Annotated in this window: 22 protein-coding genes; 6 read left to right on the top strand and 16 right to left on the bottom strand. The window is 60.3% G+C overall.

Going from position 1 to position 23,947, the window contains the following annotated elements:
* Positions 1-6 precede the first annotated feature (6 nt).
* From Q9295_RS15000 to Q9295_RS14965, 8 genes are all read right to left on the bottom strand, one after another.
* Entirely contained in the window at positions 7-1,398 is a 1,392-nt protein-coding gene (locus tag Q9295_RS15000; protein ID WP_306681392.1) for a pyruvate dehydrogenase complex E1 component subunit beta, read from the bottom strand.
* A 13-nt stretch (positions 1,399-1,411) separates the two neighbouring features.
* The gene (pdhA, locus tag Q9295_RS14995; protein WP_306681391.1) at positions 1,412-2,398 is read right to left on the bottom strand and encodes a pyruvate dehydrogenase (acetyl-transferring) E1 component subunit alpha; all 987 of its coding nucleotides are present in this window, start codon (positions 2,396-2,398) and stop codon (positions 1,412-1,414) included.
* Positions 2,399-2,728: 330 nt separating this feature from the next.
* The gene (locus tag Q9295_RS14990) at positions 2,729-3,316 is read right to left on the bottom strand and encodes an MOSC domain-containing protein (RefSeq protein WP_306681390.1); all 588 of its coding nucleotides are present in this window, start codon (positions 3,314-3,316) and stop codon (positions 2,729-2,731) included.
* A gap of 199 nt (positions 3,317-3,515) precedes the next feature.
* Positions 3,516-4,019, bottom strand: a complete 504-nt coding sequence (eco, locus tag Q9295_RS14985) for a serine protease inhibitor ecotin (RefSeq protein ID WP_306681389.1) — start codon at positions 4,017-4,019, stop codon at positions 3,516-3,518.
* A 352-nt stretch (positions 4,020-4,371) separates the two neighbouring features.
* Positions 4,372-4,674, bottom strand: a complete 303-nt coding sequence (locus Q9295_RS14980) for an FtsB family cell division protein (protein ID WP_306681388.1) — start codon at positions 4,672-4,674, stop codon at positions 4,372-4,374.
* Between the two features lie 115 nt (positions 4,675-4,789).
* Positions 4,790-5,257, bottom strand: a complete 468-nt coding sequence (locus tag Q9295_RS14975) for a hypothetical protein (protein ID WP_306681387.1) — start codon at positions 5,255-5,257, stop codon at positions 4,790-4,792.
* Between the two features lie 103 nt (positions 5,258-5,360).
* Positions 5,361-6,254, bottom strand: a complete 894-nt coding sequence (locus Q9295_RS14970; RefSeq protein WP_306681386.1) for a fructose bisphosphate aldolase — start codon at positions 6,252-6,254, stop codon at positions 5,361-5,363.
* Positions 6,255-6,351: 97 nt separating this feature from the next.
* On the bottom strand, positions 6,352-7,542 hold the full coding sequence (locus tag Q9295_RS14965; RefSeq protein ID WP_306681385.1) for a phosphoglycerate kinase: 1,191 nt from the start codon (positions 7,540-7,542) through the stop codon (positions 6,352-6,354).
* A 139-nt stretch (positions 7,543-7,681) separates the two neighbouring features.
* Between Q9295_RS14965 and Q9295_RS14960 the strand changes: the two genes are divergently transcribed.
* Together Q9295_RS14960 and Q9295_RS14955 are read left to right on the top strand one after the other, a co-directional pair.
* Positions 7,682-8,194 (top strand): peptidylprolyl isomerase, encoded by a 513-nt coding sequence (locus tag Q9295_RS14960; RefSeq protein ID WP_306681384.1) that lies wholly within the window; start codon positions 7,682-7,684, stop codon positions 8,192-8,194.
* Positions 8,184-8,735, top strand: coding sequence for a peptidylprolyl isomerase (locus Q9295_RS14955; protein ID WP_306681383.1), 552 nt, complete (start codon positions 8,184-8,186; stop codon positions 8,733-8,735). The genes Q9295_RS14960 and Q9295_RS14955 overlap by 11 nt, the downstream gene beginning before the upstream one ends.
* A gap of 43 nt (positions 8,736-8,778) precedes the next feature.
* Here the strand turns inward: Q9295_RS14955 and Q9295_RS14950 are convergent, their stop codons facing one another.
* Positions 8,779-9,273 carry a pyridoxamine 5'-phosphate oxidase family protein gene (locus Q9295_RS14950; protein ID WP_306681382.1) on the bottom strand — a complete coding sequence of 165 codons (495 nt, stop codon included), beginning with the start codon at positions 9,271-9,273 and terminating at the stop codon, positions 8,779-8,781.
* A 75-nt stretch (positions 9,274-9,348) separates the two neighbouring features.
* Positions 9,349-10,599: a tyrosine--tRNA ligase gene (gene tyrS, locus Q9295_RS14945; protein WP_306681381.1), complete on the bottom strand. Its 1,251-nt coding sequence runs from the start codon at positions 10,597-10,599 to the stop codon at positions 9,349-9,351.
* Positions 10,600-10,656: 57 nt separating this feature from the next.
* Between tyrS and Q9295_RS14940 the strand changes: the two genes are divergently transcribed.
* Positions 10,657-11,778: an anhydro-N-acetylmuramic acid kinase gene (locus tag Q9295_RS14940; RefSeq protein WP_306681380.1), complete on the top strand. Its 1,122-nt coding sequence runs from the start codon at positions 10,657-10,659 to the stop codon at positions 11,776-11,778.
* Here the strand turns inward: Q9295_RS14940 and rarD are convergent.
* Positions 11,769-12,680: an EamA family transporter RarD gene (gene rarD / locus Q9295_RS14935; protein WP_306681379.1), complete on the bottom strand. Its 912-nt coding sequence runs from the start codon at positions 12,678-12,680 to the stop codon at positions 11,769-11,771. The genes Q9295_RS14940 and rarD overlap by 10 nt on opposite strands.
* A 157-nt stretch (positions 12,681-12,837) precedes the next feature.
* The gene (locus Q9295_RS14930; protein ID WP_306681378.1) at positions 12,838-13,389 is read right to left on the bottom strand and encodes a pseudouridine synthase; all 552 of its coding nucleotides are present in this window, start codon (positions 13,387-13,389) and stop codon (positions 12,838-12,840) included.
* Between the two features lie 64 nt (positions 13,390-13,453).
* On the opposite strand from Q9295_RS14930, the gene Q9295_RS14925 reads away from it, so the two are divergent.
* A complete protein-coding gene (locus Q9295_RS14925; protein ID WP_306681377.1) occupies positions 13,454-14,509 on the top strand; it encodes an NAD(P)/FAD-dependent oxidoreductase in 1,056 nt (351 codons plus the stop codon).
* A 151-nt stretch (positions 14,510-14,660) separates the two neighbouring features.
* On the top strand, positions 14,661-15,371 hold the full coding sequence (locus Q9295_RS14920) for a ZinT family metal-binding protein (RefSeq protein WP_306681376.1): 711 nt from the start codon (positions 14,661-14,663) through the stop codon (positions 15,369-15,371).
* A gap of 37 nt (positions 15,372-15,408) precedes the next feature.
* Here Q9295_RS14920 and Q9295_RS14915 read toward each other — a convergent pair whose 3' ends face one another.
* The 4 genes from Q9295_RS14915 to Q9295_RS14900 form a co-directional block, all read right to left on the bottom strand.
* Positions 15,409-16,170: a DUF695 domain-containing protein gene (locus tag Q9295_RS14915; protein WP_306681375.1), complete on the bottom strand. Its 762-nt coding sequence runs from the start codon at positions 16,168-16,170 to the stop codon at positions 15,409-15,411.
* 48 nt (positions 16,171-16,218) lie between these two features.
* Positions 16,219-17,493 carry a phosphopyruvate hydratase gene (eno, locus tag Q9295_RS14910; protein WP_306681374.1) on the bottom strand — a complete coding sequence of 425 codons (1,275 nt, stop codon included), beginning with the start codon at positions 17,491-17,493 and terminating at the stop codon, positions 16,219-16,221.
* A 58-nt stretch (positions 17,494-17,551) separates the two neighbouring features.
* Positions 17,552-18,466, bottom strand: a complete 915-nt coding sequence (locus Q9295_RS14905; RefSeq protein WP_306681373.1) for a DMT family transporter — start codon at positions 18,464-18,466, stop codon at positions 17,552-17,554.
* Positions 18,467-18,527: 61 nt separating this feature from the next.
* Complete coding sequence (locus Q9295_RS14900) at positions 18,528-19,337, bottom strand: DUF533 domain-containing protein (RefSeq protein ID WP_306681372.1); 810 nt, start codon at positions 19,335-19,337, stop codon at positions 18,528-18,530.
* A 784-nt stretch (positions 19,338-20,121) separates the two neighbouring features.
* Between Q9295_RS14900 and Q9295_RS14895 the strand changes: the two genes are divergently transcribed.
* Positions 20,122-23,814: a vitamin B12-dependent ribonucleotide reductase gene (locus Q9295_RS14895; RefSeq protein ID WP_306681371.1), complete on the top strand. Its 3,693-nt coding sequence runs from the start codon at positions 20,122-20,124 to the stop codon at positions 23,812-23,814.
* Positions 23,815-23,947 lie beyond the last annotated feature (133 nt).

Below are 23,947 nucleotides of genomic sequence, written 5' to 3'. Positions count from 1 at the left end.
CCTCCCTTAGCGGTAGCAAACCGACTTCACCGCCGCGACGATTTCCGCCGGGGTGATGAGCGCCAGTTTCTCAAGATTGGCTGCGTAAGGCATCGGCACATCCTTGCCGGTGCAGGTGATCACCGGCGCGTCGAGATGGTCGAAGGCGCGCTGCATGATGGTCGAGGCGAGGTGATCGCCGATCGAGCCAACGGGGAAGCCTTCTTCCACCGTCACGCAACGATTGGTCTTCATCACCGAGGCCAAAACCGTGTCGTAATCAATCGGGCGCAGGGTGCGCAGGTTGATCACCTCGGCCTCAATCCCCTCTTTCGCCAGCTCTTCCGCCGCAGCCAAAGCATGCGCGACACCGATTCCGAAGGAGACCATCGTCACATCCGAACCCGCCCGCATGATCGAGGCTTTGCCGAAGGGAATGGTGAAATCACCCTCGGCCGGAACCTCAAAGGACCGCCCGTAAAGGATCTCATTTTCCAAGAAAATCACCGGGTTCGGATCGCGGATCGCCGATTTCAACAGACCCTTCGCATCCGCTGCCGAATAGGGCATGCAGACCCGCAGACCCGGGATCGCCGCATACCAAGCCGCGAAGTCTTGGCTGTGCTGGGCCCCCACGCGCGCCGCAGCACCATTCGGGCCCCGGAACACCATGGGCGAGCCCATCTGACCGCCCGACATATAAAGCGTCTTCGCCGCCGAGTTGATGATATGGTCCATCGCCTGCATGGCGAAGTTGAAGGTCATAAACTCGACAATCGGCTTCAGCCCGGCCCAAGACGCGCCGGTCGCGATGCCCGCAAAACCAATTTCGGTGATCGGGGTATCGACCACGCGCTTGGCGCCGAACTCATCCAAAAGCCCTTGGCTGATCTTGTAAGCGCCTTGATATTCCCCAACTTCTTCCCCCATCAGGAAGACATTGGGGTCCGCGCGCATCTCTTCGGCCATCGCCTCACGCAAGGCTTCGCGCACGGTCATGGTCTTGGTGGCCACACCTTCCGGCACATCGCTATGCGGCCAGCCCGCCGCTGCCTCAGGGGCAGGGGCATCGGCCTTGGCGACCGATGCCGGCACCGAAGGCGCTGCCTCGGGCGAGGGCGCTGGCGCTTCGATCTTGGCCTCAGCCTTGGCCGCAGGCGCGTCCGAAACAGACTCGCCCTCTTCCACCAGCACCGCGATCGGCGTGTTCACCTTCACGCCTGCCGTGCCTTCCGCGATCAGGATCTTGCCGAGGATGCCCTCATCCACCGCCTCAAATTCCATCGTCGCCTTATCGGTCTCGATCTCGGCGATGATCTGGCCCGATTTGACCGCATCGCCCTCTTTCACCAGCCATTTGGCCAGCGTGCCTTCCTCCATCGTCGGAGAAAGCGCGGGCATTAGAATGTCGACTGCCATGGTCTTTCCCCCCTCAGGCGTAAATATCTGTCCAGAGCTCGTCCAGCGGCGGCTCCGGGCTTTCTTTCGAGAATTCCGCAGCCTCGTTCACCAAGGCTTTGATATCCTTATCAATCGCTTTCAGCTCTTCCTCCGAGGCCAAGCCGCCTTGGGTCAGAAGATCGCGGACATGCTCGATGCAATCCTTCTCGGTCTTAATCTTTTCCACCTCTTCACGGGTGCGATATTTCGCCGGATCCGACATCGAGTGACCGCGGTAGCGATAGGTCATCATCTCAAGAATATAGGGGCCTTTGCCCGCGCGGCAGTGCGCCACGGCCTTCTCGCCAGCCGCTTTCACCGCCAGCACATCCATGCCGTCAACCTGCTCGCCCGGAATGCCATAAGCCACGCCGCGGCCGTAAAGCGATTCCGATTTGGTCGCCCGCTTCATCGAAGTGCCCATGGCGTATTGGTTGTTTTCAATGACAAAAACCACCGGCAGCGACCACAGCTCGGCCATGTTATAGGTCTCATAGACCTGACCTTGGTTGGCCGCGCCATCGCCGAAATAGGTAAAGGTCACATTGTCATTGCCCAGATATTTATCCGCAAAGGCCAGACCCGCACCCAGCGGCACCTGCGCGCCCACAATGCCGTGGCCGCCGTAGAAATGCTTCTCTTTCGAGAACATATGCATCGAGCCGCCCTTGCCCTTGGAGTAGCCCCCAATGCGGCCCGTCAGCTCGGCCATCACGCCCTTGGCATCCATGCCGCAAGCCAGCATATGGCCGTGGTCGCGATACGAGGTGATGCGCTTATCGCCTTCCTTCGCGGCCGCTTCCAAGCCCACAACAACCGCTTCTTGGCCGATGTAGAGGTGGCAGAACCCGCCGATCAGCCCCATGCCGTAAAGCTGCCCGGCCTTCTCTTCGAAGCGGCGGATCAGCAGCATTTCACGATAATACTTCAGAAGATCGTCCTTCGAGACATTGGGTCTCGCATCAGGCTTCTTCGCCATAGGGCTACTCCTCCCCGGAGGTTGGCAGATTGTTTAACGTTAAACTATATCTGACAATACGGAGAAACTTAGAGTCTGGCAAGATTTTTCGCGGGCAGGGGGCAGAAGCAGAGCCTTTCTGCCGATCGCCCAAATTGCTGCGATGCCGCGCCGGAAGCGCTTAGGGCAACGCGCTCGATCGGCGCTCAGCTCTGCGTTGACCGGGGGCCATAAGGCGCTGAAGCCCGGCTTGGCGGCAAAGGCAAATTAATCTCTAGCCCCGCTTCAAGACCAGCACCCGGTCTGATGCCGAAGTTGCAGCCCGCAGGGGCGCTCAGCTGCCTGCCGCGCCTACACCCGTTCTAACGGCAGATGAGGAAGGTCAGGCAGAATGGCCCTGATTTCATCGCCGGGCTTAACGATGCCACCTGCAACAACCACCGACATAATCCCCGCTTTGCGCACAAGATTTCCATCGGCCCCCCGCGTGACAACCTCTTGCAGCAATCCCGTGCGGAAGCTTTCAATCTGGGCGCAAGGGTTCCGAAGGCCGGTCACCCTCAGCTTCACATCTGCTCCGATGGCCAGAACGGTATCTGTCGGCAGGCCAAGCAGATCGATGCCACTGGTAAGGATATTTTCGCCTAAATCCCCAGCTTTCAAATCGAAGCCCTTATCCGCCAAGGATGCAAGCAGCTCATGATGCAGGAGATGGACCTGCCGAAGGTTGGGTTGGCTCGGATCAACAGCAACCCGCGAGCGATGTTTGACCGTTTCTCCAGCATGAGCGTCTCCCTCCACCCCATAGTTTTCAACAAGGACCAAATGATCCTCATTTGCCTTGGAGAAATCATGAAGCCGAGAACGGGAGACGGAGAGAATAGAAGGCATGGAGCAGCGCAGCTTTTTTCTGAGGTAAGTTTCCTGAACGATATCCATTTCTTGTTACGCGGAAATGACCGCTCGGTCCGGCAAGCCGCGCCCCGTTACGGCACTCAGACGCAGTCACCAAACACAGTGTTTGCCCAGCGATGCGTCGCTTTGCGGAGAATACCGCCACTCATCTGCGGCGCGTCAGCCCAAATTTAAATGCAAAGGCCGGGCAAAAAGCCCGACCTTTGTTTGTTAGAACAGTCGCTTAGTTCGCGGCGGGTGCATTTTGATGCAGCTCGCCATCCGTAGACCAGATGCGGTAGCCAACGGTCACACCTTCGGGCGCATAGATCACCAGCGGCATGCGGCTGTTGTAGCGCTGGAACGCGTCATTGCCGAAGTTGAAGCTCACGAATTTCTCGGTCCGGGTGTTGTCGGGGCATCCCATCATGGTTGAGGCAGGTTCAGAAATATCTTCCACCTCGAAATAGTTGTAACCCCAGCCCTCCAAATCCTCACGCTCCAGATCAGCGCCGATCACGACCTTGTTGCAATCGACCTCCATCATGCGACCCACCACGATTTCCGTGATGAAGTTTTCTTCATGTTCTTCGGCCGGAACGGTCAAAATATGCTGAACCATACCCTTTTTCGCCGCAGGGAAGATGCTGGTATCCACGGGGGCAGGAGTGTTTTCAGCGGTTTGTGCATGGGCAGCGCCCGCTACAAGCGTGAAAGCCAAAACATTGGCGAGGGCCTTAAGCGTCATTTTCTAACCTTATAATATTTCATCCGTCCGCGCATGGTTCAGCGTCGGACTTGCAAGGGAAACGTCCGAGTCTTCATGTCGTTCCAAGCTGTCACGGGCTCGTGTTCTGCGCCAGAGGGACAAAGGCAGGTTGTGACTGCGGCATCGACGGCCAGCATATACCGCAAGAGGCGGGGCGGAACTCTTGAGACCTTGCCACAAAGCACAGCCTTCAGGCGGCTGGGGCGCTGACAATTCGATAAGATTGCCCAAGCGCCAACGTCATGCGCAAAGCCATACCTAAACCATACGTCAAACAGACGTGATCCATACGTCGATTTCTGGCTGAAATCAGCGTCTTAGCATCTCACCCTTAGCGGATGACGATCTCATCGGTGCGCATATAGCCCAGCACTTCGCGGGCCTGTTGGTCCAGCAGATCCAAGTCGAGATATTCATCCGACAACCGCCGCGTCAGGTTCTGCACCTCGGCCAAATCGGCCTGCAAACGGTCCCGTTCAGCCCGCAGATTATCCGCCTCTGCCGAGATTTCGACCCGGCGAAACACGCCATAATCGCCCTGCACAGCGGCAAAGGTGAAATAGGTGCCCAAGGCGAAGGCCATGAAGAAAAAGATCAGGCCGCCAAAGGTGTGACGCGCGGTTTTATGGGTCATTGATCGTGCCTCGATTGCCTCTCTTGATCGGAGGCATGGCGCGAGATTGGCATAGAAATCTCATTAAGGGAATCCCGTAAATGTGCAGGAACCCTGAAATTCTTGGGCTTTGGCGTCAATCCGCCACGATGGGCAGGGTGCTTTCGACCTGCATCAAAGTGTCAAATGTCAGCTCGATGTTTTGGCATTTTTGGCCCGGCCAATCGATCGGGCAAAGCTTGGCCTTGATGCGTCCGGTGACCTTGCGATTGTAGCTGTCGGGGATCTGCGGGCCGACATGGTCAATCCGCATCTCGGCCCTTTGTCCCTCCGAGCTGAGCCTTGGCCCGTCAAGGTCTTCGCCTTGCAAGATCTTCACCTCAACCTTGCGCGCTTTGCCTTTGCGCAAGGCCTTGCCGGTCTCACCAATCGCGAAGATGCGGCCGGGTCTTTCATCAGGCTTTCCAACAAGATAGCCCATCAGGCGCGCTTTGACCCTTTTGCTGTCAGGGTCCAGATCCGCCCAAGCCGAGCTGTCATAGGCGCCCACCGAGAAGTCATAGGTTTCCCAAGCAACCGGCGCGCCGCCCAAGCTTCCGACCATATCGCCAACCTTTGGCGGATAGTCCGGGAACGGGCTTTCGGCCCCTGCAGAAACCCCTGCAAGGGCCAGGAAGGCGGCGAAGGCAAACCCGCGCCGCACGGGCTTAACCCGCGACCGAGGCGGCGTGGATCGACGCAATTGCGCCTTCCAGCATGCCATCGAATTCGGCGTCCGACTGTTGCGCCGAGAGCCCTTCGCTCAAAGCGCGGCTGAAGCTGGCGATGATCCCGCGGTTGCGCGCCAAGATCGCATTGGCCGCCTCACGCGAATGGCCGCCCGACAAAGCCACAACTTTCAAGCACTTAGGGTGGTCAACCAAAGGCGCGTAGAAGTTGTCAACGGTCGGCAGCGACAGCTTCAGCATCACCTTTTGGCCCTCGGGCAAAGCGTCGAGACCCTTCAGCAAAGCCGTGCGCAGGATCGCCTCAGCCTCGGCCTTATCGGCGATCGAGATGGTGACTTCTGGCTCCAAGATCGGCATCAACCCATGTGCGGTGACCTGCGCGCCAATGGCGAATTGCTGGTCCACCACGGCCTGAATGCCAGCCTCATTCGCCGCTGAGATCACCGAGCGTTCCTTGGTGCCATAGATGCCAGCCTTGGCCGCGCGGGCCAGCAAAGCGTCCAGCTCGGGCATCGGCTTCATCAGCTGGCATCCATTCACTTCGGCGTCCAAGCCTTTGTCAATCTTGAGGAAAGGCACCACATGGCGCTTGTCCCAAAGATAGGTCGCGGTCGGAATGCCGTCGATCTCGCGGTCCATGGTTTGCTCAAAAAGGATCGCGCCCACGACCCGCTCACCAGCAAAGGCCGGGGATTTGATGATCCGCGCGCGCATCGCGTGGATGAGATCGAACATGCCGCTCTCATCCGACCAGGCACCTTCTTCGATGCCGTATTGTTTCAATGCCTTAGGGGTCGAGCCACCGGATTGGTCCAGGGCCGCAATGAAGCCCTGTCCTTCGGCGATCTGTTTGGTCATCTCGGCATTGGCCATGGCGCACCTTGTCTTAATTGGACTGATTTGCCTTCGCATAGACCCGAATATGCAGTCTCGCAATCACGCTTGCGCTAACAGGATGCGCGAGATTTGCTCAACTCTGCAAGGCTTTTACGCCGGGCAGCTCTTTGCCCTCCATCCACTCAAGAAAAGCGCCGCCCGCGGTGGAGATAAAGGTGAAATCTTCCGCCGCACCCGCGCCATTCAGCGCCGCAACCGTATCACCGCCGCCCGCGACCGAGATCAGCTTGCCCTCGCGCGTCTGCCGCGCGGCTTCGGCTGCGGCGGCATTGGTGGCAAGGTCAAAGGGCGGGATTTCAAAGGCGCCCAAGGGGCCGTTCCAAAGCAAAGTGGCACATTGGCCCATGATCGCTTTTAGACGCGCCACCGTCTCGGGACCCGCGTCGAGAATCATCGCATCCGCCGGGCAGGCGCTGGCGACCACCGTCTCGGCCGCAGCACCGGCTTTGAGCTCGCGTGCCACCACCACATCGACCGGCAGATGGATCTGGCAACCGGAGGCTTTCGCCTTGTCCAAGATGGCGCGGGCGGTGTCGGCCATATCGCGCTCGGCCAAGGATTTGCCAACCTCAACCCCTTGGGCAACAAGGAAAGTATTGGCCATGCCGCCACCGATCGCCAGATGGTCCACCCGGCCCACCAGATTGCCCAGAAGCTCAAGCTTGGTCGAAACCTTGGCGCCGCCAACCACGGCGATCACCGGGCGGGCAGGGGCGCCAAGGGCGGCGTCCAGCGCCTTCAACTCGGCCTCCATCAACCGACCAGCGGCATTGGGCAAAAGCCGCGCCAGGGCTTCGGTCGAGGCATGGGCGCGGTGCGCCGCCGAGAAGGCGTCATTCACATAGACATCGCCCAAAGCGGCCAATTCCTTGGCAAATTCCGGATCGTTCTTCTCTTCCCCGGCATGGAAACGGGTGTTTTCCAACAGCACGACCTCGCCCTGCGCAGCCTTGGCAATCGCCTCTTGCGCCGGTGCGCCGATGCAATCTGCGCCGAAAATCACCTTGCGGCCAAGGCTGGCTGCGACGGCTGGTGCCACCCGCGACAGGCTCATTTCCGGCACAACCTTCCCCTTGGGGCGGTCGAAATGCGCCAAAAGCACCACCTTGCCACCGCAGGCAATGATCGCCTCGACCGTCGGCTTGATCTTATCGATCCGCGTGGTGTCGGTGACGCTCTCGCCCTCCATCGGTACGTTAATATCGACGCGCACCAGCACCGTCTTGCCTGCCAAAGCGATATCTTCCAGCGTGTTCCAGGCCATTGTCGCATCTCCATTTCGGTATTGGCGCAAGGTTTGAAGCAGCGGCCCGCTGACGTCAACCAATCACAGGCTTTTGCCCTTTCCCTTAGCCGTCTCCATCGCTAGGTTTCCGCGCAATCTACAACTGGAGAACCCGCAAATGGCCGAGATCAAAGATCCCGAAAACACCATCATCCTGACGCTGAAAGATGGCGAGGTGGTGATCCAGCTTCTGCCCGACGTCGCCCCGAAACATGTCGAGCGGATGAAGCAACTGGCTCGCGACAAGGCCTATGATGGCGTCGCTTTCCACCGCGTGATCGATGGCTTCATGGCCCAGACCGGCGACGTTGAAAACGCCAATATGGACAGCCCGAATTACAATCCGCGCCGCGCGGGCACGGGTGGCTCGCAATACCCCGATCTGCCGGCAGAATTCTCGAAAGTCCCGCATGCGCGTGGCTCTTTGGGCGCGGCACGTTCGCAAAACCCGAACTCGGCCAACAGCCAGTTCTTCATCAACTTCGGTGACAACAACTTCCTGAACGGCCAATACACCGTTTACGGCCAAGTCATCTCGGGCATGGAATTCGTTGACAAAATCACCCGGGGTGAGCCGCCGGCGAATCCTGACCGCATGATCACCGTCCGGGTGGCCGCAGATGTTGCGTAAGCTTTTGCTCGCCACCGCGCTGATGGCCTCGCCGGCCTTGGCGCAAGAGGATGGCGCGGGCCCCAATCTGGTGATCGATGTCACCGGCGGCGCCAATGGTCAGGTGGTCATTGACCTTCTGCCCGAATACGCCCCGAAGCATGTCGAGCAGATCGTGGCTCTGGCCAAAGAAGGCGCTTATGACGGGGTGGTCTTCCACCGCGTGATCGACGGCTTCATGGCGCAGACCGGCGATGTCGAATTCGGCAAAGCCTCGGGCGATACCTCGCGCGCAGGCATGGGCGGCTCGTCGAAGTCGGACCTGCCGGCCGAATTCTCGAATGTCTCGTTCCAGCGCGGCATCGTGGGCATGGCGCGCAGCCAAGATCCGAACTCGGCCAACAGCCAGTTCTTCATCATGTTCGCGCCGGGCACCTTCCTTGACGGGCAATATACCGTTGTCGGTCATGTGGTTGCGGGCATGGATGTGGTCGATGCCATCACCCGGGGTGAGCCGCCGGCCACACCGGATGTGATGCAAAAAGTGACCGTGCAAGAGTGACGCAAAAGGGGCCCCGCGGGGCCCCTTTTCCTTAGGCGAAGCCTTAGTCGAGCTTCACTTCGGCTTGTTTGGCGCTGTAATCGTCGCGCGGATCGCGGCCGAAAAGCGCCTTGATCCCGGCGAGCAACGAATACTCATTCTCCCAAATCTCCGCCGTTTCCGGCTCCAGCCGCAGCATGGCAAGCTTGGGGTCATCCTTTCCGCCCGGATACCAAGCCGCGACAAAGGGGTTCCACAGCCGCTCGACCACGGCGCGGTTGGTGTCGACCACGATATCGCCGCGGATCGCTGCAAAAAGGCTGTGGTTTTTCGCGGCAAAAGACACCACCGCCGTGCCGCCACCGGCCTGCACCAGATGGTTGTCGGTGCTTGAAAAGAACCAGATCGGCCCGTCCAACTCGCCATCGGCATTTTCTTCGACCAAAGCGGTCATCGGGCGGCCTTGGCCGTCATCGATCTCGGTCACGCCCAGCATCACCGTGCGGTCCGACTTCAGCGTTTTCCAAAACTTATTCTTCAGATCTTCCGGGCTCGACATCGCACAATCTCCAACGAGTTACGCGATGAAAACCCGCCGCGAGGGGAAAAGGTTCCCCTCGCGGCGGCGCTTGATTTAGCCCAAGACCACCAATGCATGGCGCTTTTTGCCTGCGGTCAGCTTCAAAGGCTCGGCCAGATCGCCCGCACCATAGCGGCGCGAGGAATCACTCATCAACTCATCATTGACCCGCAAACCGCCTTCGCCGATCAGCCGTTTGGCATCCTTGCCCGAGCCTGCAAGCCCTGCCTTCACCATCAACTGCACGATGCCCAGCCCTTCGGCCAACTCTTCAGCCGAGACGGTCACGGTCGGCAATTCGCCGCCAATCCCGCCTTTCTCAAAGACTTCGCGCGCGGTGGCTTCGGCCGCTTTTGCCGCCTCTTCCCCATGCAAAAGCGCGGTTGCAAGATTGGCCAAGAGCACCTTGGCTTCGTTGATTTCCGAGCCTTGCAGTGCGCCCAGACGGTCGCATTCCTCCACCGGCAGCTCGGTGAAGATCTTCAGGAACTTGCCCACATCCGCATCGGTGGTGTTGCGCCAGAACTGCCAGAACTCATAAGGGCTTAGCATATCGCCGTTCAGCCAAACCGCGCCATTGGCAGATTTGCCCATCTTTTTGCCGTCCGAAGTGGTCAAAAGCGGCGTGGTCAGCCCGTAGATCTCTTTATCGATCACCCGGCGCGTCAGGTCGACGCCGTTGACGATATTGCCCCATTGGTCCGAGCCACCCATTTGAAGCAAGCAACCATAGCGGCGATTGATCTCAAGGAAATCATAGGCTTGCAGGATCATGTAGTTGAACTCAAGGAAGCTCAGCGATTGCTCACGATCCAGCCGCGACTTCACAGATTCAAACGACAGCATCCGGTTGACCGAGAAGTGCCGACCAATATCGCGCAAGAACTCAAGGTAGTTCAGGTTATCCAGCCATTCGGCATTGTTGAGCATGATGGCATCGGTCGGCCCGTCGCCATAGCTCAAATACCGCGCAAAGACCTTGCCCAAGCCCGCGATATTCTCGTCAATCTTCTCCGGCGTCAGCAAAGGACGCTCTTCGCTGCGGAACGACGGATCGCCCACTTTGGTGGTGCCGCCGCCCATCAAGGTGATCGGCTTATGGCCGGTCTTTTGCAGCCAGCGCAGCACCATGATGTTCATCAGGTGACCGACGTGCAAAGACGCCGCCGTGGCGTCATAGCCGATATAGGCGGGCACGACCCCTTTCACCAAAGCTTCGTCCAACGCTTGATAATCCGTGCAATCGGCCACGAAGCCGCGCTCGAACATCACGCGCATAAAGTCAGATTTCGGATGGTAGGTCATAGCTTGCCCGTGCTTTAAGGTGCGCAGGGTATAACGGGGCGGGGCATGAAGGGGAAGATGGCGAAGGGCGCAGAAGCGCCGGTTTGGGCGCTTGGCGCGATGTCGGGCACGTCTTTGGACGGCGTTGACGCGGCGATGGTGCTGACCGATGGCCATTCGGTGCAGGAATTCGGCCCCTCAGCCTACCGCCCCTATAGCGCGGCTGAGAAGTCGGTGCTGCGCGCCGCTTTGGGCAAATGGCCCGGTGAGCCCGGCGTGGCTGAGGCCGCCGAGGTGGTGGAGACCGCCCATGCCGAGCTTTTGTCGCGCTTCTCCGGCGTCGATGTCGTGGGCTTTCACGGCCAGACCCTTGCGCATGATCCGGCCGGGCGCGGCACGCATCAGGCAGGCAACGGCACCTTGCTGGCGCAGGTGCTTGGCCTGCCGGTGGTTTGGGATTTTCGCAGCTCTGACGTGGCTTTGGGCGGGCAGGGCGCGCCTTTGGCCCCCTTCTTCCATTTCGCGCTCGCCAAACACATCGGCGCGACCGAGCCTTTGGCCTTCCTCAACCTTGGCGGGGTTGGCAATCTAACATGGGTGGACCCAAACCAACCCGCTCCAGAAGTTGAGGGCGCGCTTTTGGCCTTTGACACCGGCCCCGCCAATGCGCCGATGAATGACCTGATGCGGGCCCGGCTGGGCAAAGACTGCGATGAAGGCGGCCAGCTTGCCGCCAAAGGTCGGGTTAAGAAGGCTGTCCTCGATCGCTTCTTACAGCATCCCTATTTCTTCAAAGTCCCGCCGAAGTCCTTGGACCGTAATGACTTTGTGGCACTGGTGCAGGCGGTGAAACCGCTCTCGACTGAAATGGCACTGGCCACGCTCACCGCTGCTGCCGCTGCCGCAGTCGTCAAAGGGGCCGAGCATTTCCCGCAAGAGATCTCGCGCCTTCTCGTCACCGGCGGCGGACGGCACAACGCCACGCTGATGCGTCACTTGAGCCGCCAGCTCCGCGCAACGGTCGAACCGGTCGAGGCAGCGGGCCTCGACGGCGATATGCTGGAAGCGCAAGCCTTCGCCTTCCTTGCGGTGCGGGTGATGCGCGGCATGGCGACCTCTTGCCCCAGCACCACCGGCGTTCCGGCGGCGGTGGGAGGCGGCCAGATCAGCCGCCCCGATGCCGCCGCAGATCAGGGCTGACGCCGCGCTTGGCGCAGGATCGACCAAGAATAGACGATCAGCGCCGACCAGATGAAGCCAAAGGCCACCAATTTCGTTTGGCTGAACGGCTCACCAAAGACGAAAACGGCTGTCAGGAAGATCATTGTCGGCGCGATATATTGCATGATCGCGATCGTTGAGAGCCGCAAACGCTTGGCCCCATTGGCGTAAATCATCAGCGGCACCGCAGTGACCAATCCGCAACCCACCAAAAGCCAAGTGTCCGAAGGCACGCCCACGGCAAAATGGTTCTGTCCGCTCAGTGCCAGCCACAGAACGTAGCCAAGGCCAAAGGGCAAAAGCAGAATGACCTCCAGCGCGAAGCCCTGATTGGGGCCGATCGGCAGTCGACGCTTGAAATAGGCGTAAAAGCCCCAAGTCAGCATCATCCCCAAAGCCGCCAATGGCAGGCTGCCGGTCTCCCAAGTCAACAGCGTCACCGCGATTGTGGCGAACAGGATCGCCAGCCATTGAATGCCGCGCAGCCGCTCGCCCAAGAGCATCGAGCCCAGAAGGATCGAGAAGAGCGGGTTGATGTAATAGCCCAAGGCCGCATCCAGCGCCCGGCCCGCGCCGATCGCCCAAACATAAATGCCCCAATTGACCGAGACCAAAGCCGCCGTCAGCCCAGCCATCGCCAGCATGCGCGGATTGCGCAAGGCATCACGCAGATCGCGGGTGCGGCCCAGCCAGTAAAGCACCAATACTGCAACCGGCACCGACCAGATGATGCGATGCGCCACCACCTCAACCGCCGGGATATGGGCTAGGGCTTTCATATAAAGCGGTAAAACGCCCCAAAAGAGATAGGCCGCCAGCGCATAAAGAAATCCGGCACGGCTGTCGCCGGAACCGTAGGGGGGGATGTCTTGTCGTGTCATGCGCGAAGCATAGCCGCCTCCAAACCCATAGGCCACGGCACAAATGTGCGGGGTACAAGTTGCCAAAGCTGCGTCAGCTTTGCCATCTCGTTCCGAGCGAAAGTATCCTTAGGGGGTGGAGGGCGCGCGCCCAGTGACCGGCTAAGACGCGAAGACCTCAGCCCAGACGCGCCGGAACCGCCCGGCTTTCGCCCAAGCCTAGCCCGTCGATCGTCCAATCGCCAACCGACCAGCGGATCAGCCGCAGGCAGGGCAGGCCAACGGCGGCACACATCCGCCGCACCTGCCGATTGCGCCCCTCACGCAGGGTGATCTCGATCCACCCATCGGGCACAGTCTTGCGCTCACGCACCGGTGGAACCCGTGGCCACAGCCAGTCCGGCGCTTCAATCGCGCGCGCTTTGGCGGGCAAGGTCATGCCGTCCTTCAGCATCACACCCTCGCGCAAAGCCGCCAAAGCCGTGTCATTGACCACGCCCTCGACCTGCGCCAGATACACTTTGGCCAGCTTATGCTTGGGGTCCGAGATCCGCGCCTGCAGCCGCCCGTCATCGGTCAGCACCACCAAACCTTCGGAATCGCGGTCCAGCCGCCCTGCCGGATAAACCCCGCGATCGGGCACGAAATCGGCCAAAGTCGACCGGCCCTCGGGGTCGGTGAACTGGCAAAGCACGTCGAAGGGTTTGTTCAAAAGGATCAATTTGGCCATTGTGCTTGGCTAGCGCATTCCCAAAGATCTTGCCAGCGGGCGGTGCGGCTGGCAGCAATGAGCCATGCAGATTCTCGTCATCGGCGCCGGAGTAATCGGCGCAGCCATCGCCTTTCAACTGACCCGCCGTGGCCATGAGGTGACAATTCTTGAAGGCCAAGGCATCGCGGCCGGGGCCTCGGGGCGCAGCTTTGGCTGGATCAACGCGAGCTACGGGCTCTCGCCGGCGCATTATCACCTACGACGCGAAGGCATTGCGGCACATCGCCGGTTGGATGGGCTTTTACCATCCAGTCCAACGCGTTGGCCGGGCTGCATGTGGTTTGAGAGCCAAGGCGAGGAGCAGCTCCGTTTTGCCAAAGAGCTGCGCGCGATGGATTACCCGGTCGAGGAATGGGATCAGACCCGCATCAAAGCGGCTCTGCCGCAACTTGGCCAAAGCCCCGAGACTGCGCTTTACCTGCCGACGGAAGGCGCGGTCGATCCGGGTGAGTTGGCACAGCGGCTGATCGCCGCCTCGGGCGGGCGGCTTTGGCGCGGCATCGCGGTGCATGCTTTGGTTGAGACGCAGGGCAAAGTGACGGGTGTCGTGACGGCGCAAGGCGTGCTTGGCGCTGATGCGGTGGTGGTGGCGGCTGGCACAGGTGCGACGGCCCTGCTTCAGACCGTGGGCGTGGCGCTGCCAATGTTGTCGCGACCGGGGTTGATCCTCAAAACCCCACCGCTGCCGCCGGTTTTGCCGCTGGTGCTTTGGGGACCGGGCGGAGAGCTGAGGCAAGACAATGCAGGCCGTTTGGTGATGCCAACTGCCGCCAACCATCAAGGCGATGCTGCCGAGACGATCTCGGGGCTTGCCAGTCTTCATGCCGATGCGGCGATGACGCGGCTGCGCGCGCTGTTGCCCGGCGTTCAGTGTGATTGGGACGAGGTCACCTTAGCCCATCGCCCGGTGCCGGGCGATGGGCTGCCAGTGATCGGCGCCGCATTGCCGGGGCTTTGGCTTGCCGTGATGCATTCTGGTGCCACTTTGGCGGCGATCACAGCTGAGCTGCTGGCGGCTGAGATCGACGGTAAGGAGAGCGCCGATCTGGCCGAGTTCCGTCCCAACCGATTTTCGTAACGCAAAAGCCTGACGCCTAAAGGCCCAATTCTTCGCCGCCGCGCAAAGTTCAGTCTTGCGTGGGGCTGGATGGGCGGTTACTGCTGCCTTGCATGGCGTTATGAAATAACATAACGCTGCGCTGGTGTTTTATGTGACAAAGGAGTGAGCGATGCAGATCACCGCATCAAAATGGGCAGGTGCCGGGATTTTGGTCATGGCGCTGGCGCTACCGGCCGGGGCAGAAGAGGGCACCAAGGGCCATAGCCATGGGCATGACCATGCGCACAGCCATGACCATGCAGGAGGCGACCAAACGCCCGAAGCAAAGGCCAATGCCGAAGCTAAGGCAAAGATCTCCAAGGGTTATTTCGACGATGCCCAAGTCGCCGACCGCACGCTCAGCGATTGGGAGGGCGATTGGCAATCGGTCTATCCGCTGTTGCAAGATGGCACCCTGGATCCGGTTTGGCAGCATAAGGCCAAATCGGGTGATAAAAGCGCGGATGCCTACCGCGCCTATTACGAGACCGGCTATCAAACCGATGTCACCCGGATCGACATCAAAGGCGATCAGATCAGCTTTTACAAAGGCGATAGGGCTGCTCGCGGCAGCTATGCCTCGGATGGCTATGAGGTGCTGACCTATGAAAAGGGCAATCGCGGGGTGCGCTTCATCTTCCGCAAGACCGAAGGCGATGCGGAAGCGCCTGATTTCATTCAGTTCTCAGACCATATCATCGCGCCTGAGAAATCCTCGCATTTCCACCTGTATTGGGGCAGTGACCGCAAAGCTTTGCTGTCCGAGCTGACGCATTGGCCGACCTATTACCCGGCCGCGCTCAGCGCTGATGATGTTTTGCATGAGATGCTGCACCACTAAGTGCAGCAGGTGCGGGCCGCGAAAGGCCCGCGCCGCCTTAGCCCGCGACCACCCGCGCGCCCCAGCCATCGTAGCGGCCCACATATTCCCGCGCCATTTCGACCAAAAGCCCGGTGACTTCATTCAGCCCATCGGGCGCGTCGTCACGCCAGAACTCCACCGCGATGGGGAAGTCGGGGTCGTCCTTGTCGCTAAAGGCTTCAACCTCAAAGCCAATCTCTTCGACCCTTGCCGCGTAATCGCCAGCGCCATCGCGGTCGGGGAACAGCGCCACATGGTCGATCCGCCGCATCAAAGCGGGATTGTCGCCATGCCCGGCCATCTGCGCGCGCAGATCATCATTTGAGATGTTTTGCCAAACGATATCATCGGGGCAAAGCACATCGCGGTAATGCGCCCATTCGGGGTCTTGCAACTCAAAACTGCGCGGCTCGTAGTCGCTGTCTTCCAAAAGCTCGGAGACAATCGCTGCAATATCATCGGGATGCGCGGCATAGACATAAAGCACCATCTTGCCCGCGCCGTATCTGCGCGCGACGAGATGGGCGAATTCCTCAGGGAGTTCCGCCTCGATCGCCTCGGCGATCTCTTGCAAAACCGGCAGTTCATCGCGCGAGACGATCTCACCATCGCCTTTGGCGTGGAAGGGGATCTCGATGCCCAAAAGCGTCTCGGCATCGCCAAAGCCCAAAGCGCTCATCCAGCCTGCATCGACCGAAATCAGCGCCGGGCGCTCTTCGAGCAAAGTGACGTAATTCACCCAAAAGGGTTCGGGACGGGCAGGGTATTCTTCGGTCATGGCAGGCCCTAAAGGGAAAGCGGCGGCCCGAAGGCCGCCGCATCTGGCTTATTTCAGGATCGAGCGGCCGGCATATTCAGCCGTCTCACCCAGCATTTCTTCAATGCGGATCAGCTGGTTATACTTGGCCAGCCGGTCCGAGCGCGACAGTGAGCCGGTCTTGATCTGACCGCAATTGGTGGCGACCGCCAGATCAGCAATCGTGCTATCCTCGGTCTCGCCCGAGCGGTGCGACATCACGTTGGTGTAGCGCGCGCGATGCGCCATATCCACGGCTTGCAGCGTCTCGGTCAGGGTGCCGATCTGGTTCACTTTCACCAGCATCGAGTTGGCAACGCCTTGCTTGATGCCATCGGCCAGACGGGCCGGGTTGGTCACGAAGAGATCGTCGCCGACCAGCTGCACACGGTTGCCCAGCTTCTCGGTCAGGATCTTCCAGCCCGCCCAGTCATCCTCGGCCATACCGTCTTCGATCGAGATGATCGGGTAATCCGCGACCAGTTTGGCGAGATAGTCGGCATTCTCTTCCGAAGACAGCGACAGGCCTTCGCCCGTCATCTCATACTTGCCGCCCTTGAAATATTCGGTCGAGGCGCAGTCGAGGGCCAGGAACATATCCTCACCCGGACGATAGCCAGCTTTCTCAATGGCTTTGAGGATGAAATCCAAGGCCGCGCGGCTCGAGGAGATTGCCGGGGCAAAGCCGCCCTCATCACCGATCGCGGTCGAGAAGCCCGCTGCCGACAGCTCTTTTTTCAGGGTGTGGAAGACTTCAGCGCCCATGCGGATGGCTTCGCGGATGTTATCGGCACCCACCGGCATGATCATGAATTCTTGGATGTCGATCGGGTTGTCGGCATGTTCGCCGCCGTTGATGATGTTCATCATCGGCACCGGCAGAACGCGGGCCGAGGTGCCGCCGATGTAGCGATACAAGGGCTGGTTCGAATATTCCGCCGCCGCTTTCGCCACCGCCAAAGACACGCCCAAGATCGCATTGGCGCCCAGACGCGATTTGTTCGGTGTGCCGTCCATCTCGATCATGGTGCGGTCGATGCCGACTTGCTCGGTCGCGTCATAGCCGATCAGCTCTTCGGCAAGCTCGCCATTGACCGCGTCCACAGCCTCCAGCACGCCCTTGCCGAGATAGCGCGATGTGTCGCCATCGCGGCGCTCAACAGCCTCATGTGCGCCGGTCGAAGCGCCCGAGGGTACCGCCGCGCGGCCCATCGCGCCGCTTTCCAGCACCACGTCAACTTCAACAGTGGGATTGCCGCGACTGTCGAGGATTTCGCGGGCGTGGATATCGATGATCGTGCTCATGGGGGGCTCCCGGCCGGAATGGATGCTCTCAGGCGCCCGTTTAGCGGGGAAAGCCGGATTAAGGAAGGCGCGTTTCGGCACTCTCTTGCGGCATTTTCTGCCGCACCCGCCCGCGCGCAAAGGCATAAAGCCCCGAAGCCACCACAATGCCGCCGCCGATATAGGTGGAAAGCGAAGGACGCTCGCCCAAGACGATCATCGCCAGCAGGATGGCGAAGATCAGCCTTGTGTAGCGGAAGGGGGCCACGACCGAAACCTCGCCCATCCGCATCGCCGCCACCACGGCATAATAGCCAAAGAGCCCGGCAAACAGCGCCAGCCCCATGCCGCCCCATTGGATCAGCGAGGGCCAGACAAAACTGTCGCCCATCACCAGCATCAAGAGAAGTCCCGAGGGCGCGATGCCCATATAGGCCCATGAGGCGACTTGGAAAGTGCCGATCTCGGCGGGCATCATCCGGGTCGACAGATCGCGCAGGGCCAGTGCCAGCACGCAAAGCACGGTCAGGATCCCGGTGGCGTCGAAACTGGCATCCCAAGGCGACAGGATCACCAAAACCCCGATGAAGCCGACGACGACCGAACTCCAGCGCCGCCAGCCGACCTTTTCGCCCAAGAACAGCGCCGCCCCAGCGACCACCACCAAGGGCGAGGCTTGCAGCAAGGCCGAGGTCATCGACAAAGGCGCAAAAGCCAAAGCCAGAATATAAAGCACTGCCGAGATCGCCTCGGCCAAGGTTCGGGTCAGGGGGATGGGCTGCAAAGCTTCGGCGCTGAGCACCTTTTGGCCCTTCCGCGCGGCCAGAAGCCAAAACACTACCGCGCCAACAAAGCCAGTCAGAAGAAGGACTTCGCCGGGGGGCAAGGCCTCGGCCACCTGCTTGAGGAACAGATCCTCGACGGCAAAGAAGGCCATCGAACCCGTCATCATCGCCGCAGCGCGGTTGTTTTCAGATGCTGCCGTGGTGGTCATGGCAAGTCTCCGGCAGCCAGTCCTGTGCTTGGGCTACACTGGCTGCCGGAGAAAGGAAACCTTAACGATACAGCGGTGACGCGCCGGCACGCTCATGCAGCACGCGAACCTCTTCTGGGGTCAGCTCCAGAGCCTCGGCCAAAGAATGCAGGTAGTCGGCCTCTTCCTTGCTGTCGAGGGTGATGGCGGAAAGCGAGGCGAGGTAGATCTGCCCCTCCATCCCATCGGGCACCAGCCGCACCAAGGCTTGGACATCAACCGGAGTCGCAAGCTCGGCGTTCACAGCGGCGATCTCCTCTTGGCTGGCATCGCCCATCGCATCCATCAGCTTGCGCTTTTCATCTTCATCCAGATGCCCATCGGCCTTCACCGCTTGGATGATGGCTTTAAGAAGAAGGGCTGCCGAGACTTCTTCTTCCACCTCAGGTTGCAAGGTGGCGCCGGGGGCGGGGGTGGCCGCGCCGCCCAGAACCGAACCCAAAAGTCCGCCAATGCCTCCGGCCCCAAGCGTGCTTGCCAGACCACCAAGTCCGCCCGAGCCGCCTGCGCCGCGCCCCGTGGTCAGTTTTTGCAGAACTTCGGCCAAGCCGCCGGTCGGTGCATTGGCGCGGTGGCCGCTGCGCTTCGTGCCCAAAAGCCCCTCTAAGAGATCGCCGCCGCGCCCGCCACGGCCCGCAGGGGTGCCGCTGTTGTTGCCCATCAGCTCGCCCAACAAACCGCCCAAGCCGCCCGCCGACCCGGCCGCGCCGCGACCAGAGCCCAAGCCGCCGCCCACGCCACCGGAGCTGTTCGAACGTTGCGCAAGGCCCTGCATGCCCTTTGCCACTGCGACGCCCAGCGCCACCTTCATCAAAGTCTTCCCAAGGCCCATACTTAGTCCTCCAACTGGCACAAGAAGGCCTGAGCCTTGCGCGCCGTCTGGTTGGGGTCAAGCCACAAGACCGGGATCGGCGGGGGAATTCCCAGCGGTTTTCATCACCTCCTTAGCGAAGGGCTTTTGCCCCTGCCAAACCCTGCGCTGTCGCCGTTTGGGTGGATCGGGACAGGGACCAAGCATGCCTTGATGATCGGGGCGATTCTTCCCTTTTAAACGGGCGGAGTTCACGGCCACTGTTGCCGGCATGCCGCGCAAACTTGGGCTGCGAAAGCCACGCAACACGGGCTGCCTCCCGTTCTATTCACAGGGATTGAGAATCGATCAGCTGTGGGTTTTCGCGTGCTTTACCATTCGCGCAAAGTCTAAGCCTTGGCGCGCAATCCGCCCGGTTCTTTGCAAAATCCCAGATTGCCCACAGCGCATCCTCAGCCTTCCCACAGGACTATCCACAAAATCGCCCCCAGAGGTGAGGCATACTTGTGGATAAGTTTGCCGGTGTTTCGGGGAAGAGGATCACGCTTCCGTCAAGTCTCAAAATTTTTCGAACGTTGAAAATTTAAGTTGAAGCGCAGGGGGGATTACTTCAGGTTGGCGGAGTGCGGTCGTGGGCCACAATATATAGTGGCGTCGAGCAGGTGAGCCTTAAAGTCCCGACAGCGGCGCGTGATGGCCGCTTGATCTTGGTCCCCTCGGGCCGGGGGCTGGATTGCTGTGCCTTGCGCCGCAGGTCAGACCGCTGCGTTGCCGGTGCTACCGGCCAAGGAAAGATGAGGGGCATATGAAGATCGAGCGCAAGTTTACCGCCGAGACAACCGGCGCATACGGCACGTTGAATTTCTCTGTCACCACTTCGGAGATCCGCAATCCGGATGGCACCGTTGTGTTCCGCAATGAGGCTGTCGAAGTGCCGCAAGGCTGGAGCCAAGTGGCCTCGGACGTGCTGGCACAGAAGTATTTCCGCAAGGCGGGTGTCCCGGCGGTGCTGAAGCGGGTCAAGGAAAAGGGCGTGCCCGAATTCCTGTGGCGCTCGGTGCCGGATGAAGAGGCATTGGCCAAGCTGCCGGCCGATCAGCGCTCGGTCGGTGAGACCTCGGCCAAGCAGGTCTTTGACCGTTTGGCGGGCGCTTGGGCCTATTGGGGCTGGAAGGGTGGCTATTTCACCACCGAGGCCGATGCTTGCGCCTATTATGACGAGATGCGCTTCATGCTGGCGCGCCAGATGGCGGCGCCGAACAGCCCGCAATGGTTCAACACCGGCTTGCATTGGGCTTATGGCATCGACGGCCCGGGGCAGGGCCATTTCTACGTTGACCATAAAACCGGAACGCTGACGAAATCGACCTCTGCCTATGAGCATCCGCAGCCCCATGCCTGCTTCATCCAATCGGTCTCGGATGATCTGGTGCAAGAGGGCGGCATCATGGACCTTTGGGTCCGCGAGGCGCGGCTTTTCAAATATGGCTCCGGCACGGGGACCAACTTCTCGTCGTTGCGCGGTGAGGGCGAAAAGCTTTCGGGCGGCGGTAAGTCCTCGGGCTTGATGGGGTTCCTGAAGATTGGCGATCGCGCGGCAGGGGCGATCAAATCGGGCGGCACCACGCGCCGCGCCGCCAAGATGGTGATCGTTGATACCGACCACCCGGATATCGAAGAATTCATCAATTGGAAGGTGATCGAAGAGCAGAAGGTGGCCAGCCTTGTTGCGGGCTCGAAGCTGCATAAGCTGCGCCTGAATGAGATCTTTGCCGCGATCCGCGCTTGGGATGGCTCGACCGAGGATGCGGTGGATCCGGCGAAGAACCCCGCGCTAAAGACCGCGATCAAAGCCGCGAAAACCTCGATGATCCCGGACACTTACACCAACCGCGTGCTGCAATATGCGCGCCAAGGTTTCGACAGCATCGAATTCCCGACCTATGACACCGATTGGGATTCCGAGGCCTATATCTCGGTCTCGGGCCAGAATTCGAACAACTCGGTCCGCGTCACCGACAGCTTCCTGAAAGCCGTGCAGGACGACCTGCCTTGGGAGTTGATCCGCCGCACCGATGGCAAAGTCGCGAAAACCATCTCGGCGCGCGAGCTTTGGGATCAGATCGGCCATGCCGCTTGGGCCTGCGCTGACCCGGGCATCCAATTCCATGACACGGTGAACGCTTGGCACACTTGCCCGGAAGATGGCCCGATCCGCGGCTCGAACCCCTGCTCGGAATATATGTTCCTCGACGACACGGCCTGTAACTTGGCCTCGATGAACCTGCTGACCTTCTATCATGAGGGCAAATTCGACGCCGAGGCCTATGTCCATGCCAGCCGTCTTTGGACGGTGACGCTGGAAATCTCGGTGATGATGGCGCAATTCCCATCGAAGGAAATCGCGCAACTTTCCTATGATTTCCGGACCCTTGGCCTTGGCTACGCCAATATCGGCGGGCTTTTGATGAATATGGGCCTTGGCTATGACAGTGCCGAGGGCCGCGCTTTGTGCGGCGCGCTGACGGCTGTGATGACGGGGGTGAGCTATGCCACCTCGGCCGAGATGGCCAAGGAGCTCGGGCCTTTCTCGGGCTATGCCCGCAACCGCGATCATATGCTGCGGGTGATCCGCAACCATCGCAACGCCGCTTGGGGCAAGACCGCCGGATATGAGGCGCTGAACGTCAATCCGGTCGCTTTGGATCTGGCCAATTGCCCTGACCAAACCCTTGTTGCCCTTGCCAAATCCGCTTGGGATGAGGCGCTGAGCTTGGGCGAGCAGCATGGCTTCCGCAACGCCCAAACCACGGTGATCGCGCCCACCGGCACCATCGGCCTTGTGATGGATTGCGACACCACCGGGATTGAACCCGATTTCGCCTTGGTGAAGTTCAAAAAACTCGCTGGCGGTGGTTACTTCAAGATCATCAACCAATCGGTGCCGGCGGCCTTGGAAAAACTGGGCTATGCCCAACACCAGATCGCCGAGATGGTGGCCTATGCGGTGGGCCATGGCTCGCTGGCCCAAGCGCCCGCGATCAACCATACCGCTTTGATCGGCCATGGTTTTGGCCCGACCGAAATCGCCAAGATCGAAGAGGCGCTGCCGACCGCTTTCGACATCCGCTTTGTCTTCAACCAATGGACCATTGGTGCAGAGTTCTGCAAAGGCACCCTTGGCATCCCGGAAGAAAAGCTCACCGATCCAAGCTTTGACCTGCTACGCCATCTCGGCTTCACCAAGGCCCAGATCGATGCCGCCAATGACCATGTTTGCGGCACGATGACTCTGGAAGGCGCGCCCTTCCTCAAGGCCGAGCATCTTCCGGTTTTCGACTGCGCCAACCCCTGCGGCAAGACCGGCAAACGGTTCCTCTCGGTCAACAGCCACATCCATATGATGGCGGCTGCGCAAAGCTTCATCTCGGGCGCGATCTCGAAGACGATCAACATGCCCAATTCGGCAACGATCGAAGAGACTTTGGCGGCCTATCAGCTCTCGCACAGCCTTGGGATCAAGGCCAATGCGCTTTACCGCGACGGATCGAAGCTCAGCCAGCCGCTGGCCTCCGCGCTGATCGAGGATGATGCCGAGGCCGAAGAGATCCTGACCTCCGGCTCGGTGATGGAAAAGGCGCAAGTGATCGCCGAGAAGATCGTTGAAAAGGTGATCATCAAGGAAATCGTCCGCAGCAACCGCGAAAAACTGCCCGAGCGCCGCAAGGGCTATACCCAAAAGGCGATCATCGGCGGCCATAAGGTCTATCTGCGCACCGGCGAATATGCCGATGGCTCCTTGGGCGAGATCTTCATCGATATGCATAAGGAAGGCGCGGGCTTCCGGGCGATGATGAATAACTTCGCCATAGCGGTCTCGGTCGGGCTGCAATATGGCGTGCCGCTGGAGGAATTCGTCGACGCCTTCACCTTCACCCGGTTTGAACCGGCGGGCATGGTGCAGGGCAATGACAGCATCAAGAATGCCACCTCGATCCTTGACTATATCTTCCGCGAGCTGGCGATTTCCTACCTCGACCGCACCGATCTGGCGCATGTCGCGCCCAAAGGCACCGCCTTTGACGACCTCGGCCGGGGCGAGGAGGAGGGTAAGCTGAACATCACCGAAGTCTCCGAGAGCTCGGCGTCGAAATCGGTGGAACTCCTGAAATCGATCTCTTCCTCGGGCTATTTGCGCAAACGTCTGCCGCATGAATTGGTGGTGCTGCAAGGCGGTGCGGCGATCACTGCGCTGGCGACCGGTACTGACCCGCTCTCGGCGCTTGAAATGTTGGTACCCGAAACCCGGGCTATGGGCCTTTCTGACAGCGCCTCCAGCGTGGCTCTTGGCAGCGCCAGCCCCGATGCCGCCCGTACCAAGGCCAAAATGATGGGCTACACCGGGGATTCTTGCGGCGAATGCGGCAATTACACCCTTGTGCGCAACGGCACCTGCCTCAAATGCAACACCTGCGGCGGCACCACAGGCTGCAGCTGAGCTGGCGCAACGCAGCATGAGAAAGGGGCGGCAGGGCATTCCCTCGCCGCCCCTGATCCATTCATCTTGACCGAAATACTCCACGGGGGTCCGGGGGTGTGAAACCCCCGGCTGCCGGCCAACTTGCGCATCG

Origin of the sequence: Pseudogemmobacter lacusdianii, assembly GCF_030848395.1 — a bacterium.
Classification (GTDB): domain Bacteria; phylum Pseudomonadota; class Alphaproteobacteria; order Rhodobacterales; family Rhodobacteraceae; genus Pseudogemmobacter; species Pseudogemmobacter lacusdianii.
Note: the sequence above shows the minus strand (reverse complement) of the source record. Positions and strands in the feature narration are given on the sequence as shown.